21 protein-coding genes are annotated in these 24,510 nt (G+C 71.1%); 17 read left to right on the top strand and 4 right to left on the bottom strand.

Annotated elements, in window-relative coordinates; genetic code table 11:
* The first annotated feature begins 24 nt into the window (after nt 1–24).
* The 4 genes from manA to AB0259_RS00945 all read left to right on the top strand — a co-directional run bounded on the left by manA (nt 25) and on the right by AB0259_RS00945 (nt 5,920).
* A complete protein-coding gene (gene manA, locus AB0259_RS00930) occupies nt 25–1,167 on the top strand; it encodes a mannose-6-phosphate isomerase, class I (protein WP_366221161.1) in 1,143 nt (380 codons plus the stop codon).
* 140 nt (nt 1,168–1,307) lie between these two features.
* Complete coding sequence (locus AB0259_RS00935) at nt 1,308–1,628, top strand: WhiB family transcriptional regulator (protein ID WP_082886057.1); 321 nt, start codon at nt 1,308–1,310, stop codon at nt 1,626–1,628.
* 66 nt (nt 1,629–1,694) lie between these two features.
* A complete protein-coding gene (locus tag AB0259_RS00940; RefSeq protein WP_366221159.1) occupies nt 1,695–4,535 on the top strand; it encodes a glycosyltransferase in 2,841 nt (946 codons plus the stop codon).
* A complete protein-coding gene (locus AB0259_RS00945) occupies nt 4,532–5,920 on the top strand; it encodes a DUF5719 family protein (RefSeq protein ID WP_366221157.1) in 1,389 nt (462 codons plus the stop codon). The genes AB0259_RS00940 and AB0259_RS00945 overlap by 4 nt, the downstream gene beginning before the upstream one ends.
* Before the next feature lie 28 nt (nt 5,921–5,948).
* Here AB0259_RS00945 and AB0259_RS00950 read toward each other — a convergent pair whose 3' ends face one another.
* On the bottom strand, nt 5,949–6,371 hold the full coding sequence (locus AB0259_RS00950) for a metallopeptidase family protein (RefSeq protein WP_251579056.1): 423 nt from the start codon (nt 6,369–6,371) through the stop codon (nt 5,949–5,951).
* 29 nt (nt 6,372–6,400) lie between these two features.
* Nucleotides 6,401–7,021: a TetR family transcriptional regulator gene (locus AB0259_RS00955; RefSeq protein ID WP_366221152.1), complete on the bottom strand. Its 621-nt coding sequence runs from the start codon at nt 7,019–7,021 to the stop codon at nt 6,401–6,403.
* A 52-nt stretch (nt 7,022–7,073) separates the two neighbouring features.
* On the opposite strand from AB0259_RS00955, the gene AB0259_RS00960 reads away from it, so the two are divergent.
* The 12 genes from AB0259_RS00960 (at nt 7,074) to raiA (ending at nt 19,291) form a co-directional block, all read left to right on the top strand.
* Nucleotides 7,074–7,697: a biotin transporter BioY gene (locus AB0259_RS00960; protein WP_251579067.1), complete on the top strand. Its 624-nt coding sequence runs from the start codon at nt 7,074–7,076 to the stop codon at nt 7,695–7,697.
* Complete coding sequence (locus tag AB0259_RS00965; protein ID WP_251579070.1) at nt 7,694–8,383, top strand: ABC transporter ATP-binding protein; 690 nt, start codon at nt 7,694–7,696, stop codon at nt 8,381–8,383. The genes AB0259_RS00960 and AB0259_RS00965 overlap by 4 nt, the downstream gene beginning before the upstream one ends.
* Entirely contained in the window at nt 8,377–8,970 is a 594-nt protein-coding gene (locus tag AB0259_RS00970) for an energy-coupling factor transporter transmembrane component T (protein WP_251579072.1), read from the top strand. Before AB0259_RS00965 ends, AB0259_RS00970 begins: the two co-directional genes overlap by 7 nt.
* A 51-nt stretch (nt 8,971–9,021) precedes the next feature.
* Entirely contained in the window at nt 9,022–9,228 is a 207-nt protein-coding gene (locus AB0259_RS00975; protein ID WP_251579074.1) for a DUF3499 family protein, read from the top strand.
* Between the two features lie 22 nt (nt 9,229–9,250).
* The gene (gene ahcY, locus AB0259_RS00980; RefSeq protein WP_251579076.1) at nt 9,251–10,708 is read left to right on the top strand and encodes an adenosylhomocysteinase; all 1,458 of its coding nucleotides are present in this window, start codon (nt 9,251–9,253) and stop codon (nt 10,706–10,708) included.
* A gap of 62 nt (nt 10,709–10,770) precedes the next feature.
* Nucleotides 10,771–11,205, top strand: coding sequence for a Fur family transcriptional regulator (locus tag AB0259_RS00985; RefSeq protein WP_251579078.1), 435 nt, complete (start codon nt 10,771–10,773; stop codon nt 11,203–11,205).
* A gap of 37 nt (nt 11,206–11,242) precedes the next feature.
* Nucleotides 11,243–13,582, top strand: coding sequence for a catalase/peroxidase HPI (gene katG / locus AB0259_RS00990; protein WP_251579084.1), 2,340 nt, complete (start codon nt 11,243–11,245; stop codon nt 13,580–13,582).
* Between the two features lie 133 nt (nt 13,583–13,715).
* Nucleotides 13,716–14,396, top strand: a complete 681-nt coding sequence (mtrA, locus tag AB0259_RS00995) for an MtrAB system response regulator MtrA (protein ID WP_251579094.1) — start codon at nt 13,716–13,718, stop codon at nt 14,394–14,396.
* A 19-nt stretch (nt 14,397–14,415) separates the two neighbouring features.
* Nucleotides 14,416–16,095, top strand: coding sequence for an MtrAB system histidine kinase MtrB (mtrB, locus tag AB0259_RS01000; protein ID WP_251579102.1), 1,680 nt, complete (start codon nt 14,416–14,418; stop codon nt 16,093–16,095).
* Nucleotides 16,092–17,765 (top strand): LpqB family beta-propeller domain-containing protein, encoded by a 1,674-nt coding sequence (locus AB0259_RS01005; protein WP_251579104.1) that lies wholly within the window; start codon nt 16,092–16,094, stop codon nt 17,763–17,765. The genes mtrB and AB0259_RS01005 overlap by 4 nt, the downstream gene beginning before the upstream one ends.
* Nucleotides 17,766–17,856: 91 nt before the next feature.
* Entirely contained in the window at nt 17,857–18,531 is a 675-nt protein-coding gene (locus tag AB0259_RS01010) for a phosphoribosyltransferase family protein (protein WP_251579106.1), read from the top strand.
* 100 nt (nt 18,532–18,631) lie between these two features.
* Entirely contained in the window at nt 18,632–19,291 is a 660-nt protein-coding gene (gene raiA / locus AB0259_RS01015) for a ribosome-associated translation inhibitor RaiA (protein ID WP_251579108.1), read from the top strand.
* A 68-nt stretch (nt 19,292–19,359) separates the two neighbouring features.
* Here raiA and AB0259_RS01020 read toward each other — a convergent pair whose 3' ends face one another.
* Complete coding sequence (locus AB0259_RS01020) at nt 19,360–20,181, bottom strand: serine hydrolase domain-containing protein (RefSeq protein ID WP_251579110.1); 822 nt, start codon at nt 20,179–20,181, stop codon at nt 19,360–19,362.
* Complete coding sequence (locus AB0259_RS01025) at nt 20,181–21,506, bottom strand: hypothetical protein (protein ID WP_366221145.1); 1,326 nt, start codon at nt 21,504–21,506, stop codon at nt 20,181–20,183. Before AB0259_RS01025 ends, AB0259_RS01020 begins: the two co-directional genes overlap by 1 nt.
* A gap of 178 nt (nt 21,507–21,684) precedes the next feature.
* Between AB0259_RS01025 and secA the strand changes: the two genes are divergently transcribed.
* Entirely contained in the window at nt 21,685–24,459 is a 2,775-nt protein-coding gene (gene secA / locus AB0259_RS01030; RefSeq protein ID WP_251579114.1) for a preprotein translocase subunit SecA, read from the top strand.
* The last annotated feature ends 51 nt before the right edge of the window (nt 24,460–24,510 follow it).

A 24,510-nucleotide genomic window follows, 5' to 3' on the forward strand; every position in this document is an offset into this window, starting at 1 on the left:
CGCCGCACGCCCTAGGCTGATCGCGTGCTGGAGACCCTCTCGAACGAGCCCCGCGACTACGCCTGGGGATCCCCGTCCGCCATCGCCGACCTGCAGGGGCGTGTGCCCACCGGCGGCCCCGAGGCCGAGGTCTGGTTCGGGGATCACCCCGGCAGCCCCGCCCGACTCGGCGACGGCCGGTCCCTCCCCGAAGCGAGAGCAGAGGCGGGGAACCCGCCACTGCCCTTCCTGCTCAAGATCCTCGCCGCATCGTCCTCCCTCTCGATCCAGGCGCACCCCGACCTCGCGCAGGCGCGAGCGGGCTTCGAAGAGGAGGAGGCGGCCGGCATCCCGCGCGACGCCGGTCACCGGATCTACCGTGACGACAACCACAAGCCCGAGGTCATCGTCGCTCTCAGTGATCCCTTCCGTGCCCTCGTCGGATTGCGCCCCGTGGCCGACACCCTTCGCCTTCTCGACGGTCTCGGCGCGTCGGCCGGCGTCGAGCGGCTCCGCGCCGACCTCGCCGGCACCGATGCCTCGGCCGCCTTGCGCGGGGTCATCGAGGAGGTGCTGAGCGGCCGTGCCGAGGACATCGTCCGCGACGTGTCGGATGCTGTGATCGACGCGACCGTGCCCGGCTTCGAGCAGGAGCTCGATGTCCTCCGCGCCATCGTCCGTGACTTCCCGGGGGATGCGGGCATCGTCGTCGCGCTCCTCATGAACCTCGTCGTGCTGCGCCCGGGGGAGGCGGTCTTCGCGCCCGCCGGGGTTCTCCACGCCTACCAGGACGGCCTCGGCGTCGAACTCATGGCGGCCAGTGACAACGTGCTGCGTGGAGGTCTGACGCCCAAGCACATCGACGTACCGCAGCTCCTCCGCATCGTCGACACGGAACCGGGGCCCGCCCCCCTGCTGATCCCGGCGGAAGAGGGCGACGGTGAGGTGTTCGATGCCGGCGTCCCCGACTTCCTCCTTCTGCGATACACACTCGCCGACGACCGCGTCACCGTTCCGCTCGAGGGGCCCGCGATCGTGCTCGCCGCGTCCGGGGAGGTGTCCGTGGCCGTCGCGGAGCGCGACGTGACCCTCTCTCCGGGCACGGCCGCGTACGCCCAGGACGAGTCGTCGGTCACCCTGTCGGGCCGCGGCGTGGCCTATCTCGCGCAACCCGGCCGATCCGCCTGAGCCCGCGACACGCCGGGACCCTCAAGAAGATTCAATCTCGGGTTGAGGGTTTACGATTTGCGACTTGACCGGAGCGAATCACACGGGTGTAATTAGGCATCGGCCGCACCGCGGCGAGTGTCTACAGGTGGGAGAGCAAGATGACGGGTTACCGTTCCGGCGTTCCCGAGAATTGGTTCGTCGACCCGGTGAACCTCGGGGTCCCCGGTGTCCGCCGGCGCGTCGAGACCGATGAGGACACCGCGCTCGCGTGGCAGGCGGACGCGCTCTGCGCACAGACCGACCCCGAGGCGTTCTTCCCCGAGAAGGGCGGATCGACGCGCGATGCGAAGCGGATCTGCACATCGTGCGACGTCCGCGGCGAATGCCTCGAATACGCGCTTCAGAACGACGAACGGTTCGGTATCTGGGGCGGACTGAGCGAGCGCGAGCGGCGCAAGCTCAAGCGTCGCGCCTCCTGACCCGATCTGCGCCACCCCGCCCGGCCTCCGCGTATCGGCGAGGTCGCGACCTAGGCTGACCTGGTCATGCCCGCCCGAGTACACGCGATCCTCGTCGTCCGCCCCCACGGACGAGGCCCCACGGATCTCCATCTGAGCCGCACCCTCCGTGCGCTCGCCGCGCAGACGCGCCGTGCCGACGTGCTGACCGTCGTGCTGTGCGGACCGGATGAGACCCTCACCCGCCTCGCATCCGAATCCGGAGCCGAAGCAGTCATCGTGGCCGGGCGGAACACCGGCTTCGCCGAGGCGCTGCGCCTCGCCGGCCGTCGGATCTCGGGTGATGCCGTGTGGTTGCTCGCGCAGGACACCGCGCCGGCGCCCGATGCACTCGCCCGTCTGGCGGGTGCCCTCGAGACCGCTCCGTCGGTGGCGCTCGCTGCTCCCAAACTCGTGGCCTGGGACGACCCGACCCGGATCGTCTCGCTCGGAGTCACACTGACCCGGACCGGCCGCACCGTGGGGCTCGCCGACGGCGAGCTCGATCAAGGCCAGCACGACGCCGGTGAGGACGTCCTCGGCGCGGACATCCGCGGTGCACTCGTGCGGACGCCGGTATGGCAGGCCCTCGGCGGCGTCGACCCGGGACTCTCGGGGGCGGATGAAGGGCTCGACCTCGGCATCCGTGCGCGCCTCGCCGGTGGGCGCGTCGCGCTCGCGCCGACGGCGATCGTCGCGGTCGCCGGCGACGGCGTCGCGGGGACCCCCGGTGGGCGATCCGCGGGTGCTCGTGGCCGGCGGCTGTACGCCGCGCGCAAGGCGCAGCTTCATCGGAGGCTCGTCTACGCGCCCGCCCCCGTCGTTCCGCTGCACTGGCTGTCGCTCCTGCCGCTCGCGCTGTGGCGCACCCTGGGTCACCTCGTGGCGAAGAATCCGGGCAGGATCGGTCCGGAGTGGGCGGCATCCGTTGCGGTCCTCCTCGGGCTCGCCTCGGTCATCCGTGCACGGCGGACGATCCGGCGCACGCGGACGACGTCCTGGTCGTCCCTCGCGCAGCTGCGCATCGGTCGACGGGATCTCCGCGAACGCCTCGAAGACGAAGCGGATGCCGCAGCCGCGCCCCGCGAGGAGCTCCGCTTCTTCAGCGGCGGTGGGGCGTGGGTCGTGCTCGGCGCCCTCGCCACGTCGCTCCTCTCCTTCAGCGCCCTCCTGGCCTGGCCCGTGCTCGGCGGCGGCGGACTCGCCCCTCTCCGCAGCGGGGTCGTCGCCCTCTGGACGGATGCCGCGTACGGCCCGCGTGCGCTCGGATGGGACACGGTCGGTCCCGCAGACCCCTTCGCGGCGGTGATCGCGCTCATCGGATCGCTCTCGCCGCTCGCGCCGTCACGGGCGCTGGTGATCCTCTGGGTGCTCGCGCTGCCGCTGGCCGCGCTCGGCGGCTGGTTCGCGGCGACCCGAGTCACCGAGCGTTCTGTGCTGCGGTGTGCGACGGCGTTCGCGTGGGCGGTGGCGCCCACCTTCCTCGCCGCGCTCGTCGAGGGTCGTCCCGCCGCCGTCATCCTGCACCTGGCCCTGCCGTGGCTCCTCTACACCGCCGCCGCGGCACGACGCTCCTGGAGCAGCGCAGGCCTGGCGTCGATCGTCCTCGTCATCGTGGTCGCCTGCGCTCCGTCGGTCGCTCCCGCACTGGCCGTCCTGTGGGTCGCGGCCCTCATCCTCGTGCTCGTCGTGCGCCGCGGTCGCGGCGCGGGTCGGGTGGCCTGGCTCGTGATCCCGACGACCGCCGTCTTCCTTCCCCTCGTCTGGTACCACCTGACGACGGGCGATCCGCTCGCAGTGTTCGCCGATCCCGGCAGGCCGCTCGCCGTGTCGGGGAACCCGGACGGGCTCCTGCCGAAGATCCTTTTCGCCTTCGGCTATCCGTCGACCGACGGCGCCGGCTGGCTGCAGTTCCTCGGAGAGGACGGCCGCGCCTGGTGGGTCGCGGCGTTCACCGCCCCCGTGCTCGTCCTCGCCCTGCTCGGTCCCGTCCTCGGTCGGCTCCTGCCGGCCTCGCTCGGACTCGTCGCTGCCGGTCTCGGTCTCGCGTCGGCGGTCCTCGCCTCGGGCGTCGCACTCACGGCCGGCATGTCCGGCCCCGTCGCGATCTGGCCGGGGAGCGCCCTGTCCCTTGCGTGGGCGGGGCTCCTGGTGGCAGCAGTCGCGGGGCTCGACGGGCTCCGCCGCGTCGATGCGCTCGTACCGGTCGCTGCCTCGGTGGTCATCGCCTTCCTCGCCGTCGGCGCCGTTCCGGCACTCACCGCCGTGCTCCGCGACGATGCAGCGCTCAGCGACGGACCGGCGAGCACGCTTCCCGCCTATGTCCAGACCGCTGGGAGCGAGGGGGAGCGCGACGGCGAACAGACGGCGACCCTCGTCCTGACCGCGCAAGCGGACGCCGCATACTCGGCTTCCGTCGTGTGGGGAGCGAGCGAGACCCTGGGAGGGCAGACCACCGTGCAGTCCACGCGTCCCGAGCTCACGGCGGGAGACCGCGAACTCGCGCACGTGACCGCTGACCTGGTCTCCACCGCGACGGGGGATGTCGTCTCCGACCTCGCGCGCCACGGCATCGCCTACGTCCTGCTCGAGGAGGCGCCGGGCGAGAGCGACGTCGCGCGTGCGGCGCGGCTCGGCGCTCAGAATCTGCTCAATCAGCGCGCGGACCTCGTGAGCGTGGGCGACACGGCGCGGGGGACACTGTGGAGCGTGACGGGCGCGATCGCCGAGCGCACCGTCGACGATGCGTCCGGTCCGCATTCGACCCGCGTCGCCCTCCTGCAGCTCGGCGTGATCGTCATCGCGCTCCTGCTCGCCGTCCCGACACGTGCCAGCCTGCGCGCCGGGCGCCGTCATCCGCGCATCATCGGCGAAGGGGCGCGGCTGTGACCGCGGCGGGACGCATCCGGCGGGGGGCGGGCGCCGTCGTGAGCCTCCTGATCGTCGCCGGCACGTTCTTCGTCGTCACGACACCCTGGGAGAGCGTGGAGCGCTCCACGCTGTCGATCACGACGCGGCCGGAGCCTGCGACATCCGTCCTCTCCTGCGACGGCCCGATCGTGGCGGCCGGGCGCGACGTCGACGACCCCGGCGCACTGCAGGTCGCCGCGGGGGCGCAGGTCGTATCGGGAACGGCGGCCGGGACACCGGAACCCGTCGTCGGCGAGATCGCCTCGGCGATCGAGGGAGCCGATCCCACCCCGTCCTTCTCGGCTGAGCCCGTCGACCGGGTGCGGGCAGACCTGGCCGCGGCGCAGTCCGCCCGTGTCTCCGCGGACGACCTCGCCGGATTCACCGCCTCGACCTGCGCGCCGCCCGCGATGGAGACCTGGCTCGCTGCGGGCAGCGGGCTCACCGGGGCCTCCGACCTCGTCGTCATCGCGAACCCGGGCGACGTCGCCGCACGGGTCGACCTCACGGTGTTCGGAGTCGACGGGCGCGTCGCTCCGGATGCCGGCGCGAACATCCTCGTGCCTGCGGGCGAGCAGCGGATCATCCCGCTCGCCGCGCTCGCCCTGGGCGAGGCGAGTCCCGTCGTGCTGGTGTCGGCGACGCAGGCGCCCGTTCAGGCGATCCTGCAGTCGACGCTGACCCGGACCCTGGTCCCCGTCGGCGTCGATCAGGGCGGAGCGACGGGACTGCCCCAGACCTCGCAGACGATCCCGGCGTTCTCCGCCGTGGGCGGCGGCGATGAGCCGACGGACACCACCGTGCGCCTCCTGGCGCCGTCCGATGACACGACGGCGTCCGTGACCGTGACACCCGTCGGCGGGTCGATGACGGCGGCGTCGTTCCCCGACCTCGCGCTGACGGCGGGCGTGCCGATCGAGGTCGACCTCGACGCGCTTCCCGAGGGGCGCTACCGCGTCGAGGTGCAGGCGGATGCACCCGTCGTCGCCGCCGCGCACGCCTCCACCGGAGCGGATGCCGGTTCCGACTTCGCCTGGTACGGGACCGCCGACGACATCGGCGTCCCGACGCTCGTCGCCGTCGCGGACGGACCCCGGCCGCAGCTCGCCCTCGTCAATCCGGGAGCCGACGAGGTTGCTGCAGTCCTCGCGGGTGACGCCGGCGCCGGCGAGCCGCGTGAGATCCGCGTCCCCGCCGGCGGCTCGGTCTCGGTGGACGTGGCCGCGGGGGCGCTCTACCGGCTCGACCCCGCGGGCGGCACTCTACGGGCGAGTGTGACCTTCACCGCATCGGACGCGATCGCCGGGTACGCGATCGTCCCGGCGGATGCCGCTGCCGCGCCGGTCGAGGTCCGGCCGCGCTGATCGGCTTCGCCCCGTCAACGGCGGAGGATCAGAACCGGAAACGGTCGGGGCCGAGGTCCCACGGATCGCGGTCGAGGTACTCGGCGGCGGCACGGAACACACAGCTCTCGATCATCATGCGTCGGTGCAGATCGTCGTTGCGGTGCAGACGCGCGAGCCGCTCGATCGGCAGCCGGAACAGCACGATCCGCTTCTGGTCGCTGTGGACCTCCCACCGTGGGATCCCGTCGTCGTCGGCGGCCTCCGGCATCCACCCGATGTCGAAGCGGACCTCGCGGAGTTCGGGCCAGGCGCTCCGCAGGAACTCGACGGCGGTCGTGACGGTCAGGTCGAACTTCTCGGCGCGGGTCTCGATCGCGGGGAGAGGCGGACGGACGACGGGGCTGCGGTCGAGGCGGCCATGCCGTCCGTGGCGGTCGGGGCGGGCGGTCGTGCGGGCGCGGCGCCTCACGGATCCACCTTGCTCAGCATGACGCCATCCTAGGCGCCGCGCGCCCGCTGGGTCCCCGCGCGCCACGGCGCGATGCCGCGGGCGATGAGTGCGAGGACGGCCTCGACGCCGTCCTCCGCCGGGTGGGCGGCCGACTCGGGCGAGAGGGCGACCTCGGATGCGGCGGCCCCCCAGGCATCCGCGTTCCGGCGCTGCTGCTCGTGGAACGTGACTCCGACGACGTAGTGCGTGACCGCGTCGGCGACGACGTCGGCGGCGGGGGAGTCGTCGACCTCGCGGAGGGCGTTGTGCAGGGGGGAGGGGACGAGTCCGAGGGCGAGCGAGCTGGAGACGACCTCGGCGCCGTCGCGGTGGGCGAGCAGGCGGTCCCGGAGGCGGCGACCGAGGGCCACCGCGGCGCCCTCGAGGTCGTCGGGGTCGCCGGCCCGGAGGGCGACCGTGACGAGGATGCGGCTGCTCACGGCGGCCAAGAGTTCCTGCTTGCTCGCGACGTGCCAGTACAGCGCGCTCGGCTGCACCCCCAGCTCCTCCGCGAGGCGCCGCATCGAGAGGTCGGGGAGCCCGACCCGATCGAGGAGGTCGACGGCGGCGTCGACGACGTCGTCCTTCGAGCGGCGGGCGACGCGAGGGTTTGGATCGCGGGGGGTCACGCGGCTACCCTACCTGAACGGTGTTCACGTGAACGCTGTTCAGGAGGAAGAGATGACCCCGCCGACCCCCGCGCGACCCCCGCGCCTCGACACCACCGACCTCGCCCGCGCGGCCGTCTTCGTCGGTGTGATCGCGCTCCTCGGCGCGCCAGGATCGTTCTCCGTCTTCGGCGGCGTGCCCATCACCGCCCAGACACTGGGGGTGATGCTCGCCGGTGCGATTCTCGGCCCGCTCGTGGGCGCCGTCTCCGTCGGGACGCTTCTCGTCCTCGTCGCCGTGGGGCTGCCCCTGCTCGCCGGCGGGCGCGGGGGAGCGGGCGTGTTCGTGGGTCCGACGGCGGGATACCTCCTGGGCTGGCTCGTCGGCGTCGTGGTGATCGGACTCATCGTGCATGTCGGCGGACGCCGGCCGGTGTGGTGGCGGACCTTCCTCGGCGTCCTGATCGGTGGGGTCGTCGTGGTCTACGCCTGCGGCATCCCGATCCAGAGCCTGGTCATGCGCATCGGAGCCGATCAGGCCCTCCTCGCGAACCTCGCGTTCGTCCCGGGCGATCTCGTGAAAGCCGTCATCGCGACCCTCGTCGTGGGCGCGCTCGTGCGGGGGTACCCCCGCGCCTTCCGGCGCACCTGGGCGCCGCGCGCCACCGCGTCGCGGGAGGAGACTCCGGTCCGGTGACCAGCACCCTCCGCCTCACCGAGGCCTCGGTGCGGCTGGCCGACACCGACGTGCTCCGGTGCATCGATCTGGATATCGAGGCGCGGACGATCGCCGTCGTCGGCGACAACGGCTCCGGCAAATCGACACTGGCCCGTCTCATCGGAGGTCTCGTCCGTCCGACGTCGGGCCGGGTCGAGGTGCTGGGATCGGACGCGGTCGGGGATGCTGCGGCCCTCCGACGCCGCGTCGCGGTCGTCTTCAGCAATCCGGACGCGCAGATCATCATGCCGACCGTCGCCGAGGACGTCGCCTTCTCGCTGCGAGCGGATCGGCTGCCGCGGGAGGAGCGCGACCGCCGTGTCGCCACCGCCCTCGACCGGTTCGGCCTGACGGATCTCGCGGACCGGCCCGCGTACGAGCTGTCGGGTGGGCAGAAGCAGCTGCTGGCCCTCTGCGGCGCTTTCGTACGCTCGCCGGAGCTCGTCGTGGCGGACGAGCCGACGGCGTTCCTCGACGGACGCAACGCCCACACCGTCGCCGCGCATCTGCTCTCCGACGCCGGTCATCGGCTGGTGGTCGTGACGCACGACCTCGACCTCGCCGCTCGCTGCGAGGTCGCGGTGCGCGTCCACGACGGACGCGTGGCAGCGGTGGGTGGAGCGGCCGAGGTGGTCGCCGCGCACGCGGCGAGCTGGCGATGTTGACCGCCTACCGGCCCGGCAGGGGACCGTGGCACCGCATGCCGGCCGCGCCCAAGACGGTCCTCCTGCTCGTCCTGGTCCTGGCCGTCTCCCTGCTCCCCACCGCCTGGCCCGCGGCTGCCATCGCCGCGGGCGCCTGCCTCGCGTGTTATGCATCGCCGGGGGTCGGTGTCCGTGAACTCGCGCGGCAGGTGTGGGCGCTCCGCTGGCTGGTCGTCGTGGCCTTCGGCATCCCCTGCATCTTCCTCGGTGCGGAGGCGGCGCTCGTCGGCACGGTCCGCATCGTGGCCGCCGTGGCCCTCGCGGGTCTGCTCGCCCTGACGACTCCGGTCGCCGCTCTCCTCGACGTCGTCGAGCGTGCGCTGCAGCCGCTTCGCCACCTGGGGGTGGATGCCGATCGTGCGGCGCTTCTGCTCGTGGTCGCGCTCGGGACGGTCCCCACGCTGGCGCGCCTGGCGCAGGAGGTCCGCAGCGCACAGCGGGCGCGGGGAGCCCGCGGCATCCGGGGGTTCGTCGTCCCCTTCCTCGTCCTGGCCCTGCGCCACGCGGACGACCTGGGCGACGCGCTGACGGCGCGCGGCGTGCGCTGACCCCGGCGCGGCATCCGGCTCGCAGAGCAGCGGACCGATACCGTGGGCGCGATGCTCGACAGACTCTGCTCCAAGGTGGGCTGCGCCCGCGAGGCCGTGACGACCCTCACGTACGACTACGGCGACCAGATGGCCGTGCTCGGTCCGCTCGGGGCCGGGAACGACCCGCACGCGCACGACCTGTGCGCCATCCACACGAGCCGCATGTCGGTCCCCAAGGGCTGGGTCGTCGTCCGTCACGAGACCCTCCGGGTCTGAGTCCTCGTGGGAGAATGGGCGCGTGCCCACTCCCGTGAAGACCATCGAACACGTCGTCGCCGACCTCGCGCTCGCCGAGGCAGGCCGCCATCAGATCCGCCTCGCCGAGAACGAGATGCCGGGTCTCATGGCTCTCCGCGAGGAGTACGGTCCGTCGCAGCCGCTCGCCGGAGCGCGCATCGCCGGCTCCCTGCACATGACGGTCCAGACCGCGGTTCTGATCGAGACGCTCGTTGCCCTCGGTGCGCAGGTCCGGTGGGCCAGCTGCAACATCTTCTCCACGCAGGACGAGGCCGCGGCGGCCGTCGTCGTCGGGCCGACCGGCACCGTCGACGACCCCGCGGGTGTCCCTGTCTTCGCCTTCAAGGGCGAGTCCCTCGAGCAGTACTGGGAGCTCGCCGACCGGATCTTCGACTGGTCCGAGGAGGGGTTCGACGGCCCGAACCTCATCCTCGACGACGGTGGTGACGCGACGCTCCTCGTCCACAAGGGCGCGGAGTTCGAGGCTGCCGGCGCCGTCCCGGAGGCCGGACCCACCGATTCCGCCGAATACCGCATCGTCCTCGAGACGCTGCGCCGTTCGCTCGCGCGCGACCCGCAGCGCTTCACCCGCATGGCCGCCGGCCTCCTGGGTGTGACGGAGGAGACGACCACCGGCGTCCACCGGCTCTACGAGCTGCACGCCGCGGGGAAGCTCCTGTTCCCCGGGATCAACGTCAACGACTCCGTCACGAAGTCCAAGTTCGACAACAAGTACGGCATCCGGCACTCCCTCCCCGACGGCATCAACCGGGCGACCGACGTGCTCATCGGCGGCAAGGTCGCCTTCATCGTCGGTTACGGTGACGTCGGCAAGGGGGCCGCGGAGGCGCTGCGCGGTCAGGGTGCGCGCGTCATCGTGAGCGAGGTCGACCCGATCTGCGCGCTCCAGGCCGCGATGGACGGCTATCAGGTCGCTCGGCTCGAAGACGTCGCCGACCAGGTGGACATCGTGATCACGGGCACCGGCAACACGCGCGTCGTGACCGTCGACCACCTGCTCTCCCTGAAGCACCTGGCGATCGTCGGCAACGTGGGCCACTTCGACGACGAGATCGACATGGCCGGGCTCGAGTCGCTGCCCGGCGTCGAGAAGATCGAGATCAAGCCGCAGGTGCACGAGTACCGGCTGCCGACGGGGCGCAGCATCCTGGTCCTGTCCGAGGGGCGACTGCTGAACCTCGGCAACGCGACCGGGCATCCGTCCTTCGTCATGAGCGCCTCCTTCACCAACCAGGTCCTCGCGCAGATCGAGCTCTACACGAAGCTCGAGGAATACCCGACGGGCGTGTACGTCCTGCCGAAGGCTCTCGATGAGAAGGTCGCGCGACTGCACCTTCCGGCACTCGGGGTCCAGCTCACCCAGCTCACCGAGGAGCAGGCGGCGTACATCGGGGTACCGGTCGAGGGGCCCTACAAGCTCGATCACTACCGGTACTGACGCGGACGCACCCGCATCCGCGCTACTTTTGACTGAGTCAAAAGAACGCGTAGACTGAGGGTGTGACCGAATTCGCCGCCGACCCCGCCGCCGCGCTGCGGGATGCCGGCCTGCGGGTGACGGAGTCCCGACTGGCGGTGTTCGCCGCGCTCGCTTCGCACCCGCACGCCAGCGCCGAGGCGGTCTACGCCGAGGTGGCGGGCGGGTTGCCCAAGGCCAGTCGACAGTCCGTCTACAACGCGTTGAACGACTTCGCCGACGCAGCCCTGGTCCGTCGCATCGAACCCGCAGGGCAGCCCATGCTCTTCGAGTTGCGCGTCGACGACAACCACCACCACCTCGTCTGCACGTCCTGCGGTCGTGTCGAGGACGTCGACTGCGCCGTCGGCGCGGCGCCCTGTCTGCATCCGTCGGACCACCACGGCTTCCGGATCGCGGTCGCCGAGGTCACCTACTGGGGTCTCTGCGGCGATTGCGCCGCGGAGACCGCCGCCTGATCATCCCCTCTCCCACACCCCGAACGGAAGGACCACCATGACCGATCGTGACCCCCAGGCCGAGCCCCTCGGCGCCGAGGCCACCGACGTCGACCAGGCCGTCACCCCCATCGACACCCCCGTCGACGAGCGCGCCGACGGCGAGGACCGACCGCGCTCCAACGAGACCGACGGATGCCCGGTCTTCCACGGTGCACCGGGGGCCGACCGTGCGAACCACGGTGCCCAGCCCCACCCGACCGTCGGCTCCGCGAACCAGGTCTGGTGGCCGAACCAGCTGAACCTCCGCATCCTCAAGAAGAACCCCGCCGTCGGCAACCCCGTCGGCGAGGATTTCGACTACAGAGCCGCGTTCGAGAGCCTGGATCTCGCCGCTGTGAAGTCGGACATCGCCGAGGTGCTCACCACGTCGCAGGACTGGTGGCCCGCCGACTTCGGCAACTACGGCCCCCTCATGATCCGCATGGCCTGGCACTCCGCCGGCACCTACCGAGCGACCGACGGTCGCGGCGGCGGCGGCACCGGCCAGCAGCGCTTCGCGCCGCTGAACAGCTGGCCCGACAACGTCAACCTGGACAAGGCGCGTCGCCTGCTGTGGCCGGTCAAGAAGAAGTACGGGCAGTCCCTCTCCTGGGGCGACCTGATGATCCTCGCCGGCAATGTCGCGCTCGAGACGATGGGCTTCGAGACCTTCGGCTTCGGCGGCGGGCGACCCGACGTGTGGGAGCCGGACGACGACGTCTACTGGGGTCCGGAGACCACGTGGCTCGCCGACGAGCGCTACAGCGGCGACCGCAATCTCGAGAAGCCGCTCGCGGCCGTCCAGATGGGGCTCATCTACGTGAACCCCGAGGGTCCGAACGGCGAGCCCGACCCGATGAAGTCGGCCCGCGACATCCGCGAGACCTTCGGTCGCATGGGCATGGACGACGAAGAGACGGTCGCCCTCATCGCCGGCGGCCACACCTTCGGGAAGACCCACGGCGCCGCACCCGACACGAACGTCGAGGCGAACCCCGAGGCGGCCGGCATCGAGGAGCAGGGTCTCGGCTGGAAGAATAACCACGGCACCGGAAAGGGCGACGACACCATCACGTCGGGCCTCGAGGTCACCTGGACCTACCACCCGACCCGCTGGGACAACGAGTTCTTCCATATCCTCTACGCCTACGACTGGGAGCTCATGCGCAGCCCCGGCGGCGGCCACCAGTGGCGTCCCACGAACGGCGCGGGCGCCGACATGGTGCCTCTCGCTCACTCCGACGGCCGCCGTGAGCCCCGCATGCTCACGAGCGACCTCGCCCTCCGCACCGACCCGGCCTACGATGCCGTGTCGCGTCGGTTCAAGGACGACCCGGTCGCCTTCGGCGATGCCTTCGCCCGCGCCTGGTTCAAGCTGACCCACCGCGACATGGGCCCCGTGGCGCGCTACCTCGGGCCCGAGGTGCCGCAGGAAGAGCTCATCTGGCAGGACCCGGTCCCGGCGGTCGACCACCCGCTCATCGACGAGGCGGCCGCCACCGCCCTAAAGGAGCGCATCCTCGCGACGGGCCTCACCGTGTCTCAGCTCGTGTCGACGACCTGGGCGGCGGCATCCACCTTCCGCGGCAGCGACAAGCGCGGCGGCGTCAACGGCGCCCGCATCCGTCTCGCTCCGCAGAAGGACTGGGAGGTCAACAACCCCGCACAGCTGCAGACCGTCCTGACCGCGCTCGAGGGCGTCAAGGCCGCGTTCGACGCCGAGCAGCAGGACGGCACGAAGGTCTCCCTGGCCGACCTCATCGTGCTGGCGGGCAACGCCGGTGTCGAGAAGGCGGCGAAGGATGCCGGGGTCGAGATCACCGTGCCCTTCCACCCGGGCCGCACCGACGCTTCGCAGGAGCAGACCGATGAGCTGTCGTTCGGCTACCTCGAGCCGGCGGCCGACGGCTTCCGCAACTACTACGGACCGAACGCCTTCCTGCCCGCCGAGCACCACCTCATCGACAAGGCGAACCTGCTGACGCTCAGTGCCCCGGAGACCACCGTCCTCGTCGGCGGCCTCCGGGCGCTCGGCGCCAACTGGGACGGCTCGCCGTACGGAGTGTTCACCGACCGGGCCGGCGTCCTCACGAACGACGTGTTCGTGAAGCTGCTGGACCTCGGGGCCACCTGGAAGCCGCTCGACCCCGGATCGCACGCGTTCCGCGGCGCGGCGGCCGACGGTTCCGAGATCGGTATCGGGACGCGCGTCGACCTCGTCTTCAGTGCGAACTCCGAGCTGCGCGCCCTCGCCGAGGTGTACGCCTCCGATGACGCGTCGGAGAAGTTCGTGCGCGACTTCGTCGCCGCATGGACGAAGGTGACCGAGCTCGACCGGTTCGACCTCCACGCCTGACACTGCAGGATCGATGCACGGCCCGTCCCTCCGGGGGCGGGCCGTGCGCCGTTCTGCCGGGCAGGTCACGGTTCGGTTACTGTGGACTCACCCGTGGGCGGAGCACCGGCATCCGCTGACCCTGAAGGACCCTATGACATCGCGCATCCTGGTTGTCGACGACGACACCGCCCTGGCAGAGATGATCGGCATCGTCCTGCGCACCGAGGGCTTCGACGTCGCCTTCTGCGCCGACGGCGACGCCGCAGTCGACGCCTGGCGGGACGAACGCCCCGACCTCATCCTGCTCGACCTCATGCTTCCGGGGATGGACGGGATCGAGGTGTGCACGCGTGTGCGTGCCGAGTCCGGCGTGCCGATCATCATGCTGACCGCCCGCACCGACACCGCCGACGTCGTCCGCGGTCTCGAATCCGGAGCGGACGACTACATCGTCAAGCCCTTCAACCCGAAGGAGCTCGTCGCGCGCATCAAGACGCGTCTGCGGCCCACGACCGAGGCCCGTTCCGAGAGCCTGCGCATCGGCGACCTGACCGTCGACGTCGCCGCGCACGAGGTGCGCCGCGGGGACGCCGCCATCGCCCTCACGCCGCTCGAGTTCGAGCTGCTCGTCGCCCTCGCCTCCAAGCCGCAGCAGGTCTTCACCCGGGAGATGCTGCTCGAGCAGGTCTGGGGCTACCACTACAAGGCCGACACCCGGCTGGTGAACGTCCACGTGCAGCGCCTGCGCGCCAAGGTCGAGCGCGACCCCGACAACCCGCAGATCGTGACGACCGTGCGTGGTGTGGGATACCGCGCCGGCGCCGCGGTGTGACCGTCCGGAGCCTCGTCTCGTGTCGGTGACCGCCCGGACCGGCACGCACACCGTCGTCCCGGCGTGGCGCGACTGGGGGTCGTGGCAGCGCCGCGTGCGATTCGCATGGCGGAGCTCGCTGCGCTTCCGCACCCTGTCGGTGACGTTGACCCTCACCGCGCTCACGATCCTCGTCGCGCTCGTCTGGATGTCCCTGGCGATCCTCACCGATCTCTACGAGTCGCGCGCCGAGCAGGTGCAGGATGCTGCTCAGCGCGCCACGCAGGCCGCGCAGAGCACCTTCGACGCGGCGGTCGTCGACAGCGACGAGGTCGCCCTGCAGGTGCTCATGGACGAGGTGCGACGCGAGATCCTGTCGCGCCAGGCGGGCACGTCGATGCTGGCGGTCTTCCGCATCGACGACGAGCCCTCGGCGATCGCTCCGCAGAACTTCGAGGCGGGCGGCCTCGAGGAGGCGATGATCTCGCCCGAACTGCGCGAGAGCGTGCGGCTCACCGGCGACCGGCAGTGGTGGCAGTCGATCGGGCTGCCCGAAGGTGACGGGGGAGAGACCCCCGGCATCATCGTCGGCCAGCAGTTGGTCCTGCCCGAGGCGGGCGCCTACGAGGTGTACTTCGCCTACGACCTCGGCTCCGAGGCGCAGACGCTGCAGTTCGTCCAGGTGACCCTGTGGGTCGTCGGTCTGGCGCTGCTCGTTCTCATCGGCGGGATCTCGCTGTTCGTCCTCCGTTCGGTGACCGTCCCGATCGCTCAGGCCGCCGAGACCAGCGCCAAGCTCGCCGCCGGGGATCTCGGGGTCCGACTGCCGGTGCGCGGTGAGGACGAGTTCGCCACGCTGGGCCGTTCGTTCAACGCGATGGCGGACAGCATCGAGGGGCAGATCAAGGAGCTCGCCGAGCTCTCCCTCGTGCAGCAGCGTTTCGTGTCGGACGTCTCGCATGAGCTGCGAACCCCTCTGACGACCATCCGCCTCGCGTCCGACATGATCAACGACCAGCGCGAGGAGTTCGACCCGTCCACCGCACGCGCCGCGGAGCTCCTGCACGCGCAGGTCCAGCGGTTCGAGGTGCTGCTCGCCGACCTGTTGGAGATCAGCAGGTACGACGCCGGCTCGGTGCAGCTCGAGCTGGAGCCGACCAGCCTCGCGCACCTCGCGGAGGACGTCATCGAGTCGATGGCGCAGCTCGCGGAACAGCACGGCAGTGACGTGCGCCTGGTCGCGCCGGGTGGATATTCGCCGGTCGACATGGATCCGCGCCGTATCCGTCGGATCGTCCGCAACCTCCTCGGGAACGCCATCGAGCACGGCGAGGGCAGGCCGATCGTGGTGACCGTCGACAGCGATCAGCGCGCTGTGGCGCTGGGGGTGCGGGACTTCGGCCTGGGAATGAGCGAGGCCGACGCCGAACGGGTCTTCGACCGGTTCTGGCGCGCCGACCCGTCGCGTCGACGCACGATCGGCGGGACGGGACTCGGACTGTCGATCGCGCTCGGCGACGCGCGTCTGCACGGGGGCACCCTCGAGGTGTGGTCTGAGCTGGGCGGCGGCAGTCACTTCGTCCTCACCCTGCCGCGTCAGGCCGGTGAGCATCACTCCGGTGCGTCGCCGATCGAGCTCGATCCCCGCGACGACGCCGCCCTCGGCGACCTCGGCCTCACCCAGCCCATCTCCCTGCCGCCTCGGGAGGAGACGACATGACCGTCCGTCGCGCAGTCGGCGCCGCCGTCGCGGTGCTCCTCGCCCTCGCCCTCTCGGCCTGCGCCGGGCTGCCCCTCGGCGGACCGGTCCACGTCGGCAAGGCGATCGACGAGGTGGAGGGTCCGCCCGACTTCTCCTACGTCCCCGACGGGCCCGTGATGGATGCCACGCCGCAGCAGATCGTCGAAGGCTTCATCGCGGCGGGCTCGGGTCCCCGCGGCAACTGGGAGGTCGCACAGGAGTTCCTCACGGCGCAGTTCCGTCAGCAGTGGCAGCCGCAGGCTAACGTCACCGTCTACCGTCCGGGTGAGAGCTCGATCGAGTCGCCGTCCGAGAACGAGATCGTCTTCACGGTCGACCCCGTCGCCCGGGTCGACGCGACCGGTGCGTACGAGCCCGCCGATCAGGGACGCATCCCCTTCACCTTCTCGCTCGCGCAGGAGGACGGCCAGTGGCGCATCTCGCAGGCGCCCGACGGCATCGTGCTCGACGCCAACCGCTTCACCTCGGTCTTCCAGAGCTACGACCTCGCCTACTTCGACCGCACCTGGGACACCGTCATCCCCGACGTCCGGTGGTTCCCGTCGACCAACCCCGCCACCCGCATCACCGCCGCGCTCGTCTCGGGGACGCCCAGTCCCTGGCTGACGGAGTCGGTGCGATCCGCGTTCACGGGTGAGGTGGGTCTCGCGCAGCCGGCGGTGCCCGTCGAGGCGGGTGTCGCGCGCATCTCCTTCGACCCGGCGATCCGCGACCTCGGCCGCGAGACGCTCGCGCGCATGAAGACGCAGCTGGACGCCAGCCTCGCCGACGCCGGGATCCTCGACGTGCAGATGCTCGTCGGGGACGAGCCGCTGGATGTGACCGCAGCCCCGACCCGGTCGACCGCCGTCGATGCCCGGCCGCTCGTCCTGCAGGACGGCCGGCTCGGCTTCCTGTCGGGGAGCGACCTCGACGTGGTCGACGGGCTGGGCGGGTCGCTTCAGAGTGTCGATGCGCGGGCCATCGAGACGGATGCCGCGCGCACGACGGCGGCCGTCCGAACGGCCTCCGGAGCCATCTTCCGGGTCTCGGCCCAGGGCGAGCCCACCGAGCTCGACACCCGCGAGGGCATGACCAAGCCGTCCATCGACGCGGAGGGCTACATCTGGACCGTGCCCCGTGACCAGCCCGAGGAGGTCGTCGCCTACGGGCCCGACGGCAGCGCGCAGACGATCCCCTCCGGGTGGGTGGGAGCGAGCGAAGTGACGGCGATGCGGGTCTCGCGCGACGGCGCGCGGATCGCCGCACTCGTGCGCAGCGGCGGGCGCTCGGCGGTCTGGGTGGCGGGGATCGTCCGCGACGAGAACGGTGCGCCGGTGTCGCTGGGCGAACCGCTGCTGGTGACGAGCCTCGCCGGCCGCGGGATCGACCTCGCCTGGATCGACGGGGCGACCCTCGCCCTGGTCTTCGTGGACGGCGATCAGCGGGTGGTGCGCGAGCAGACCATCGGCGGACAGGGCAGCGAGGTGCGTGCGCCGGACGAGGTCGTCGCGATCGCCGCCGGGAATCAGAGCGGCAGCGTGCGACTCCTCACCTCGGACGGCAGTCTGTACGTGCAGCGCGGCTCGTGGCAGGTCATCGCCTCCGAGGTGACCGCGCTCGCCGTGCAGCAGGGGCTCCCGGGCTGAGGCCTCCTCCACACTCCTCGGGGGTCGGACGTTCTCCCGGCCTGGGCCGGCGTGCGGAGCGTGGGTGAGGTGCGGCCCGGACACTGAGCGGATGCCGCATCCGTCCGCCCTGTCCGCGTCGGTCCATCGTGCGGTGCTCGACGCGCTCGCCGTCGTGTTCCCGGTGTCCTGCGCCGGGTGCGACGTGCCGGATCGCGACCTGTGCGAGTCCTGCCGCCAGACCCTGATCCCCGCGCCGACGATGCGACGGCTGCCGAGCGGTCTCGAGGTGCGGAGTGGCCTGCTCTTCGAGGGGGAGGCCGCGCGTGTCCTCCGAGCCTTCAAGGAGGACGGGCGCACGTCCCTCGCCCGTCCGCTGGCCGTGGCCCTGGAGGCGGCTTGGCCGGTCGGGATCGACGCCGTCCCGGTCCCGGTGCCAGCGAGCGGTCCGTCGCTGCGGCGCCGAGGTTACGCGCCCGTGGAGCTCGTGTCCCGACGCGCGGGCTGGCGCCCGCATCGGCTGCTGCGCGTCACCCGCCATACCGCCGACCAGCGGATGCTCGCCAAGGACGAACGGGCCGCGAACCTGGCCGGGGCGATGGCGGTGAGACCCGGGGCGCACCGTCGTTCGGGAGGTCTCCCCGTCGTCCTCGTCGACGACGTCGTGACGACCGGGGCCACCCTCGAAGAGGCGGCGCGCGCCCTCCGTGCGGCCGGGATCACGGTGCACGGCGCCGTCACCGTCGCGGCCACACCCCGCCGGCGTCGCTCAGAGGATTCATCGTGATCGGGCCGTGACACAACCGGGGAGCGGCACTACGGTGGGGGGACACAAGGCGAACCGAGGTCCGCCCTTGACCGGGCGGACCGGAACAAGGAGGTCAGGGATGGAGATCAACATCGTCGGTGTGGGCGTGAGCGTCAGCGATCGTTTCCGCACAGTGGTCGAGGAGAAGTCCGCCCGCATCGAGCACCTTGCCCCACGAGCTCAACGGCTCGACATCAAGGTCACGCATCGCACGTACCACAACGGCGGGCGCGAGGACGAGACCGTCGAGGTCACCCTGACCGGGAAGGGGCCGGTCGTCCGCGCCGAGGCGGTGGACGCCGACAAGTTCGCGGCCCTCGACCTCGCGATGACCAAACTCGCCGAACAGATCCGTCGCGCGAAGGAGAAGCGCGTCGACTCGCGCAACCACCCGCGGGGAGCCAAGCTCGAGAAGGGCACCGGCACCCTGCAGGGCATCGATGTGCAGCCCGCGTCCGTCGACGTCATCCGGGCCGTCGCGACGGGGGAGGTGCCCATCGTCACCGGTGCCGAGGACGAAGAGGACTACACGCCCGTCGTCATCCGCACCAAGCGGTTCGATCCCGAGTGGATGACTGTCGAGGACGCCGTCGATCGCATGGAGCTGGTCGGTCACGACTTCTTCCTCTTCATCGACGCCCGCACCGACCAGCCGAGTGTCGTCTACCGCCGCAAGGGCTGGGACTACGGCGTCATCTCGCTGACGACCACCGCGGCACCCGCGGAGCTCGCCTCCTGACCCGAACAGAGGTCACACGGAGGGCGGATGCCGCACGGCATCCGCCCTCCGTCGCGCCGGGACTGCACTCAGAGCGCGGCGAGCACGGCGTCGCTGAAGGGCGGCCACGCCTGCGCGGCCCACTCGCCGAAGGGCCGATCGGTGAGGGCGATGAGCGCGGCGCCTGCCCGCGGATCGACCCAGAGGAACGTCCCGGACTGGCCGAAGTGGCCGAAGGTCTCGGGCGAGTTGGCGCTGCCGGTCCAGTGCGGGCTCTTCACGCCGCGCACCTCGAGTCCCAGGCCCCAGTCGTTCTCCCGCTGCAGGCCGAATCCGGGAAGGACGCCGCGCAGGCCGGGGAACGCCACGCGCGTCGCCGTCGCCAGCGTCTCGGAGTCGAGCAGGCGGGGCCGCTGCAGCTCCACGGCGAAGCGGGCGAGATCGCGGCAGGACGACGATCCGCCGGCCGCCGCGGACCCGCCGATGGTCGTGGCCGTCATCCCGAGCGGGGCGAACACCGCCTCGCGCGCGTACGCGTCGAAGGTGATCCCCGTCTCGGACTCCAAGAGGTCGGCCAGCACCTCGAAGCCGGTGTTCGAGTAGAGACGGCGCTCTCCGGGAGCTGCGCGGATCGTGGTCGTCGAGAAGTCGTATCCGGCGGTGTGCGCCAACAGGTGAGCGACGGTCGCTCCGGGTGGCCCGGCGGGCTGGTCGAAGGAGAGCGCACCCTCCTCGACGGCGACGAGGGTCGCGTAGGCGCTGAGCAGCTTAGTGACGGAGGCGAGGCGGTAGACGAGATCCTGATCGCCGGCGGATGCCGCTGACGTGCCGTCCGCCGTCACGACCACGGCCGATGCGTGCGGCACGTCCCACGTCTGCGACAGGGCGAGGGCGTCCTCGAGGGCGCCCATCAGTCGAACATGCCGTCGAGCAGTCCGCCGATGACGAGACCGCCGAGCAGGCCGCCGGCGAGGCTGCCGCCGCCCATGCCGCCGCCCATGCCGCGGCCGCCGTACCCGCCGTTGCCCCAGTCGTCCGGCCGCGAGGAGTCGATGTCCCGCTGTGCGAGCTGGAGGGCTTCACCGGCCAGGTGCGCCGCGCGGCGGGCGAGCCCCATCGCCTCCTCGCGGTCGTCCTCATCGATCGGCCCCGAGAAGCGGAGCAGGTCGCCTCGGATACGCTCGGCCTCGGCGAGTCGGGTGCGGGCGTCGGCGCCGATCCAGCCCCGATGGCCGGAGATGACGCTGCGGGCGACGCCGATCTGCCGGTCCGCGTCGTCGATCGCGTGGCGGACATGCTCCTCGGTGGGCACCGGACGCGCCGCGCGCTCCTGGGCCTTGGCCACGGCGGTGTCGAGAGCGGCGTTGGCGGCGCGCAGGCGGGTGAGTTCGGCGAAGGGGTCGGGCTTGCTCCCGGGAGGCGTGAGCGAGGCCAGGGCAGCCTCGAGGTCAGCCGCCGCCGCGGCGACGGCCGGAGTGCCGCGCAACGGCTGGGCGACGATCAGGTCGTCGCGGGAATCGTCCACGATCGCGGCGAGCGTGGACTCCGCCCGGAGCGCCTCGATCTCGAACGTGTCGACGGCCTCGACGAGCGTGCCGGCGCGGCGTGCGGCCTCGATCGCGGTCTCGAGCGCCAGGTTCGCCTGCTCCCGCTGACCGCTGTCGCGGCGTCGCTCCGAGACCTCCGCGCTGTGCTCGGCGAAGTCGAGCAGCTGAGCGGCCTCGGCCGCGTTGCCGAGGACCGTCCGCATCGCGGCATCCGAATACCGTGTCGAGAGCCGTTCGAGGCTCGCGTTCAGTGCGGGCAGACGTTCCCGCAGACGTGCGACGTCCGAGCGGATGCCCGCGATGATCTCGGGAGCCCGCCGCGCACGGGCGATCGCCTCGGCGAGGGATTCGGTGCGGTCGTCGAGGAGGTCCTCGGCCCAGTCGCACAACTGGACGATCCGCGCGTTGCGTGTGCGCAGCTCCTCCGGGGTGTCGGGGATCTCGTCGTGGTTCAGCTGGTGCAGCTGGAATGCCTCGCCGAGGTGCTGGCGCACGGCCGCGAGCGCGTCCCGCAGATCCTTCGTCGCCTCCCGACCCAGCTCAATCTCGGCGTAGGCGAGTTCGTCGTCGGTGACGCGGATGCGCTCATCGGCCGCGACGAGAGCGGCTCCCGCCTTGCGGCTGAGCTCGGCGTCCTGTGCCTCGATCTCCGCCTCTTCGCGCTTGCGTCTTCCCCAGAAACCGGCCATGGGCCGATCTTACGGGCCGAGGGGTGCCGCCGGTCCTCGCGTCGCGGGGGAGGGCGGATGCCCCCAGCAACCTCGTAGGTCACAGGCGGATAACATGGCGGTGTATGTCTGCGCGTCCCGCGCACCGGCATCCCGACATCGCACGTCGGGGTGGCGAATCGACAGATGGAGATCCTCCGTGGCGAACCCCCTCGAGAAACTGCTTCGTGCCGGTGAAGGCCGCATCCTGCGCAGGCTGCAGCAGGTCGTGAAGGCCGTGTCGGCCCTCGAAGAGGACTATGCGCACCTCACCGACGAGGAGCTGCGCGGCGAGACCGCCGAACTGCGCGCCCGATACGAGGCCGGAGAGAGCCTCGACAAGCTCATGCCCGAAGCCTTCGCGGCCGTGCGCGAGGCCGCGAGCCGCACCCTCGGCCAGCGTCCGTACGACGTGCAGGTCATGGGTGGTGCCGCCCTCCACCTCGGCAACATCGCCGAGATGAAGACGGGTGAGGGCAAGACGCTCACCGCCGCGCTGCCCGCCTACCTGAACGCGATCGCGGGCAAGGGCGTCCACGTCATCACGGTCAACGACTTCCTCGCCTCGTACCAGTCGGAGCTGATGGGCCGTGTCTACCGCGCCCTCGGCATGACGACCGGCACAGTCGTCTCGGGGCAGAACCCCGAGGTGCGCCGCCAGCAGTACGAAGCCGACATCACCTACGGCACGAACAACGAGTTCGGCTTCGACTACCTGCGCGACAACATGGCGTGGCGCCGAGAGGACCTCGTCCAGCGCGGCCACTTCTTCTGCATCGTCGACGAGGTGGACTCGATCCTCATCGACGAGGCGCGCACCCCGCTCATCATCTCCGGACCCTCGTCGGGCGAGGCGAACCGGTGGTTCACCGAGTTCGCGAAGATCGCGCGCACGCTCGAGGCGGGCGTCGACTTCGAGGTGGACGAGAAGAAGCGCACCATCGGTGTCCTCGAGCCGGGTATCGAGAAGGTCGAGGACTACCTCGGCATCGACAACCTCTACGAGTCCGCGAACACCCCGCTCATCTCCTTCCTCAACAACTCCATCAAGGCTCTGGCCCTCTTCAAGCGCGACACCGACTACGTCGTGATGAACGGCGAGGTGATGATCGTCGACGAGCACACCGGTCGCATCCTCGTGGGGCGCCGGTACAACGAAGGCATCCACCAGGCGATCGAGGCGAAGGAGGGGGTCGCCGTCAAGGCCGAGAACCAGACCCTCGCCACCGTGACCTTGCAGAACTACTTCCGCCTCTACGAGAAGCTTGCCGGCATGACCGGTACCGCCGAGACCGAGGCGGCGGAATTCATGTCGACGTACAAACTCGGCGTCGTCCCGATCCCGACAAACAAGCCGATGATCCGCAAGGACCAGTCCGACCTCGTCTACAAGAACGAGCAGGCGAAGTTCGCCCAGGTCGTGGAGGACATCGCCGAACGTCACGCCTCCGGCCAACCGGTCCTCGTCGGCACCGTCAGCGTGGAGAAGAGCGAGTACCTCTCGCGTCTGCTGGCGAAGAAGGGCATCAAGCACGAGGTCCTCAACGCGAAGAACCATGCGCGAGAGGCGGAGATCGTCGCCCGCGCCGGTCGCCACGGCGCAGTGACGGTCGCCACCAACATGGCCGGTCGCGGCACCGACATCATGCTCGGCGGCAACGCCGAGTTCCTGGCCGTCTCGGAGATGAAGGCGAAGGGACTCGATCCCGTGGAGACGCCCGACGAGTACGAGGCCGCGTGGGAGGAGGTCTACGCCGGCGTCAAGGAGAAGGTGCAGGAGGAGGCCGATCGCGTCGTCGAGGCCGGCGGTCTGTACGTCCTGGGCACCGAGCGACACGAGTCGCGGCGCATCGACAACCAGCTGCGCGGTCGATCCGGACGTCAGGGAGACCCGGGCGAGAGCCGCTTTTACCTGTCCCTCACGGACGATCTCATGCGTCTGTTCCAGTCGGGCGCGGCCGAAGCGATCCTGGCGCGCACGAACTTCCCCGACGACGTCGCGATCGAGTCGTCGATGGTGTCCCGTGCCATCAAGAGCGCGCAGGCGCAGGTCGAGGCCCGCAACGCCGAGATCCGCAAGAACGTCCTGAAATACGACGATGTCCTCAACCGTCAGCGCGAGGCGATCTACGCCGACCGTCGTCACATGCTCGAGGGGGATGATCTCTCGGAGCGCATCGAGCACTTCCTCGAGGACACCATCGGCGCGATCATCGACCAGCACACCGGCTCCGGGCACAACGAGAGCTGGGACTTCGACGCGATGTGGGCGGAGCTCGGCACCCTGTATCCCGTCGGCGTGACGATCGACGAGGTCGTCGCCGAGAGCGGGAGCAAGGGTCGCGTGACCCCCGAGGTCCTGAAGCGGGAGCTGCTCTCGGACGCGAAGATCGCGTACCGCAACCGCGAGGAGAAGCTGGGTGCGCCGGCGATGCGCGAGCTCGAGCGCCGGGTCGTCCTGCAGGTGCTGGATCGCCGGTGGCGCGACCACCTCTACGAGATGGATTACCTCAAGGACGGCATCGGTCTGCGCGCCATGGCTCAGCGCGATCCGCTGATCGAGTACCAGCGCGAGGGCTACCAGATGTTCCAGTCGATGATGGACCAGATCAAGGAGGAGTCCGTCGGCTTCCTCTTCAACCTCGAGGTCGAGGTCCGTCAGACCGAGGGCGGCGACATCGAGGCGAAGGGACTCGCTGTCCCCGAGATCGACGCGCAGAAGCTGCAGTACACCGCTCCGAACGACGCCGGTGAGGTCGAGGTCCGCAATGAGCGCGGACAGGTCCAGCAGGCGGCGACGAGCAAGGCACGTCAGCGCGAGGCCGAGCAGGAAGCCCCCGCGGACGCCCCGCGCGGCGCGTTCGGCCAGCAGGTCCAGGCTCCGGCAGAGGCCGGCAACCGCGCTCAGCGGCGGGCATCCGGCAAGAAGAAGTGATCGCGGGCCGACGGGGCGGTGCGGGCCACAGACCCGCCATTGGCCCCGTCG

The organism is Microbacterium sp. NPDC080005, assembly GCF_040702445.1.
Taxonomy (GTDB): Bacteria; Actinomycetota; Actinomycetes; order Actinomycetales; family Microbacteriaceae; genus Microbacterium; species Microbacterium oleivorans_D.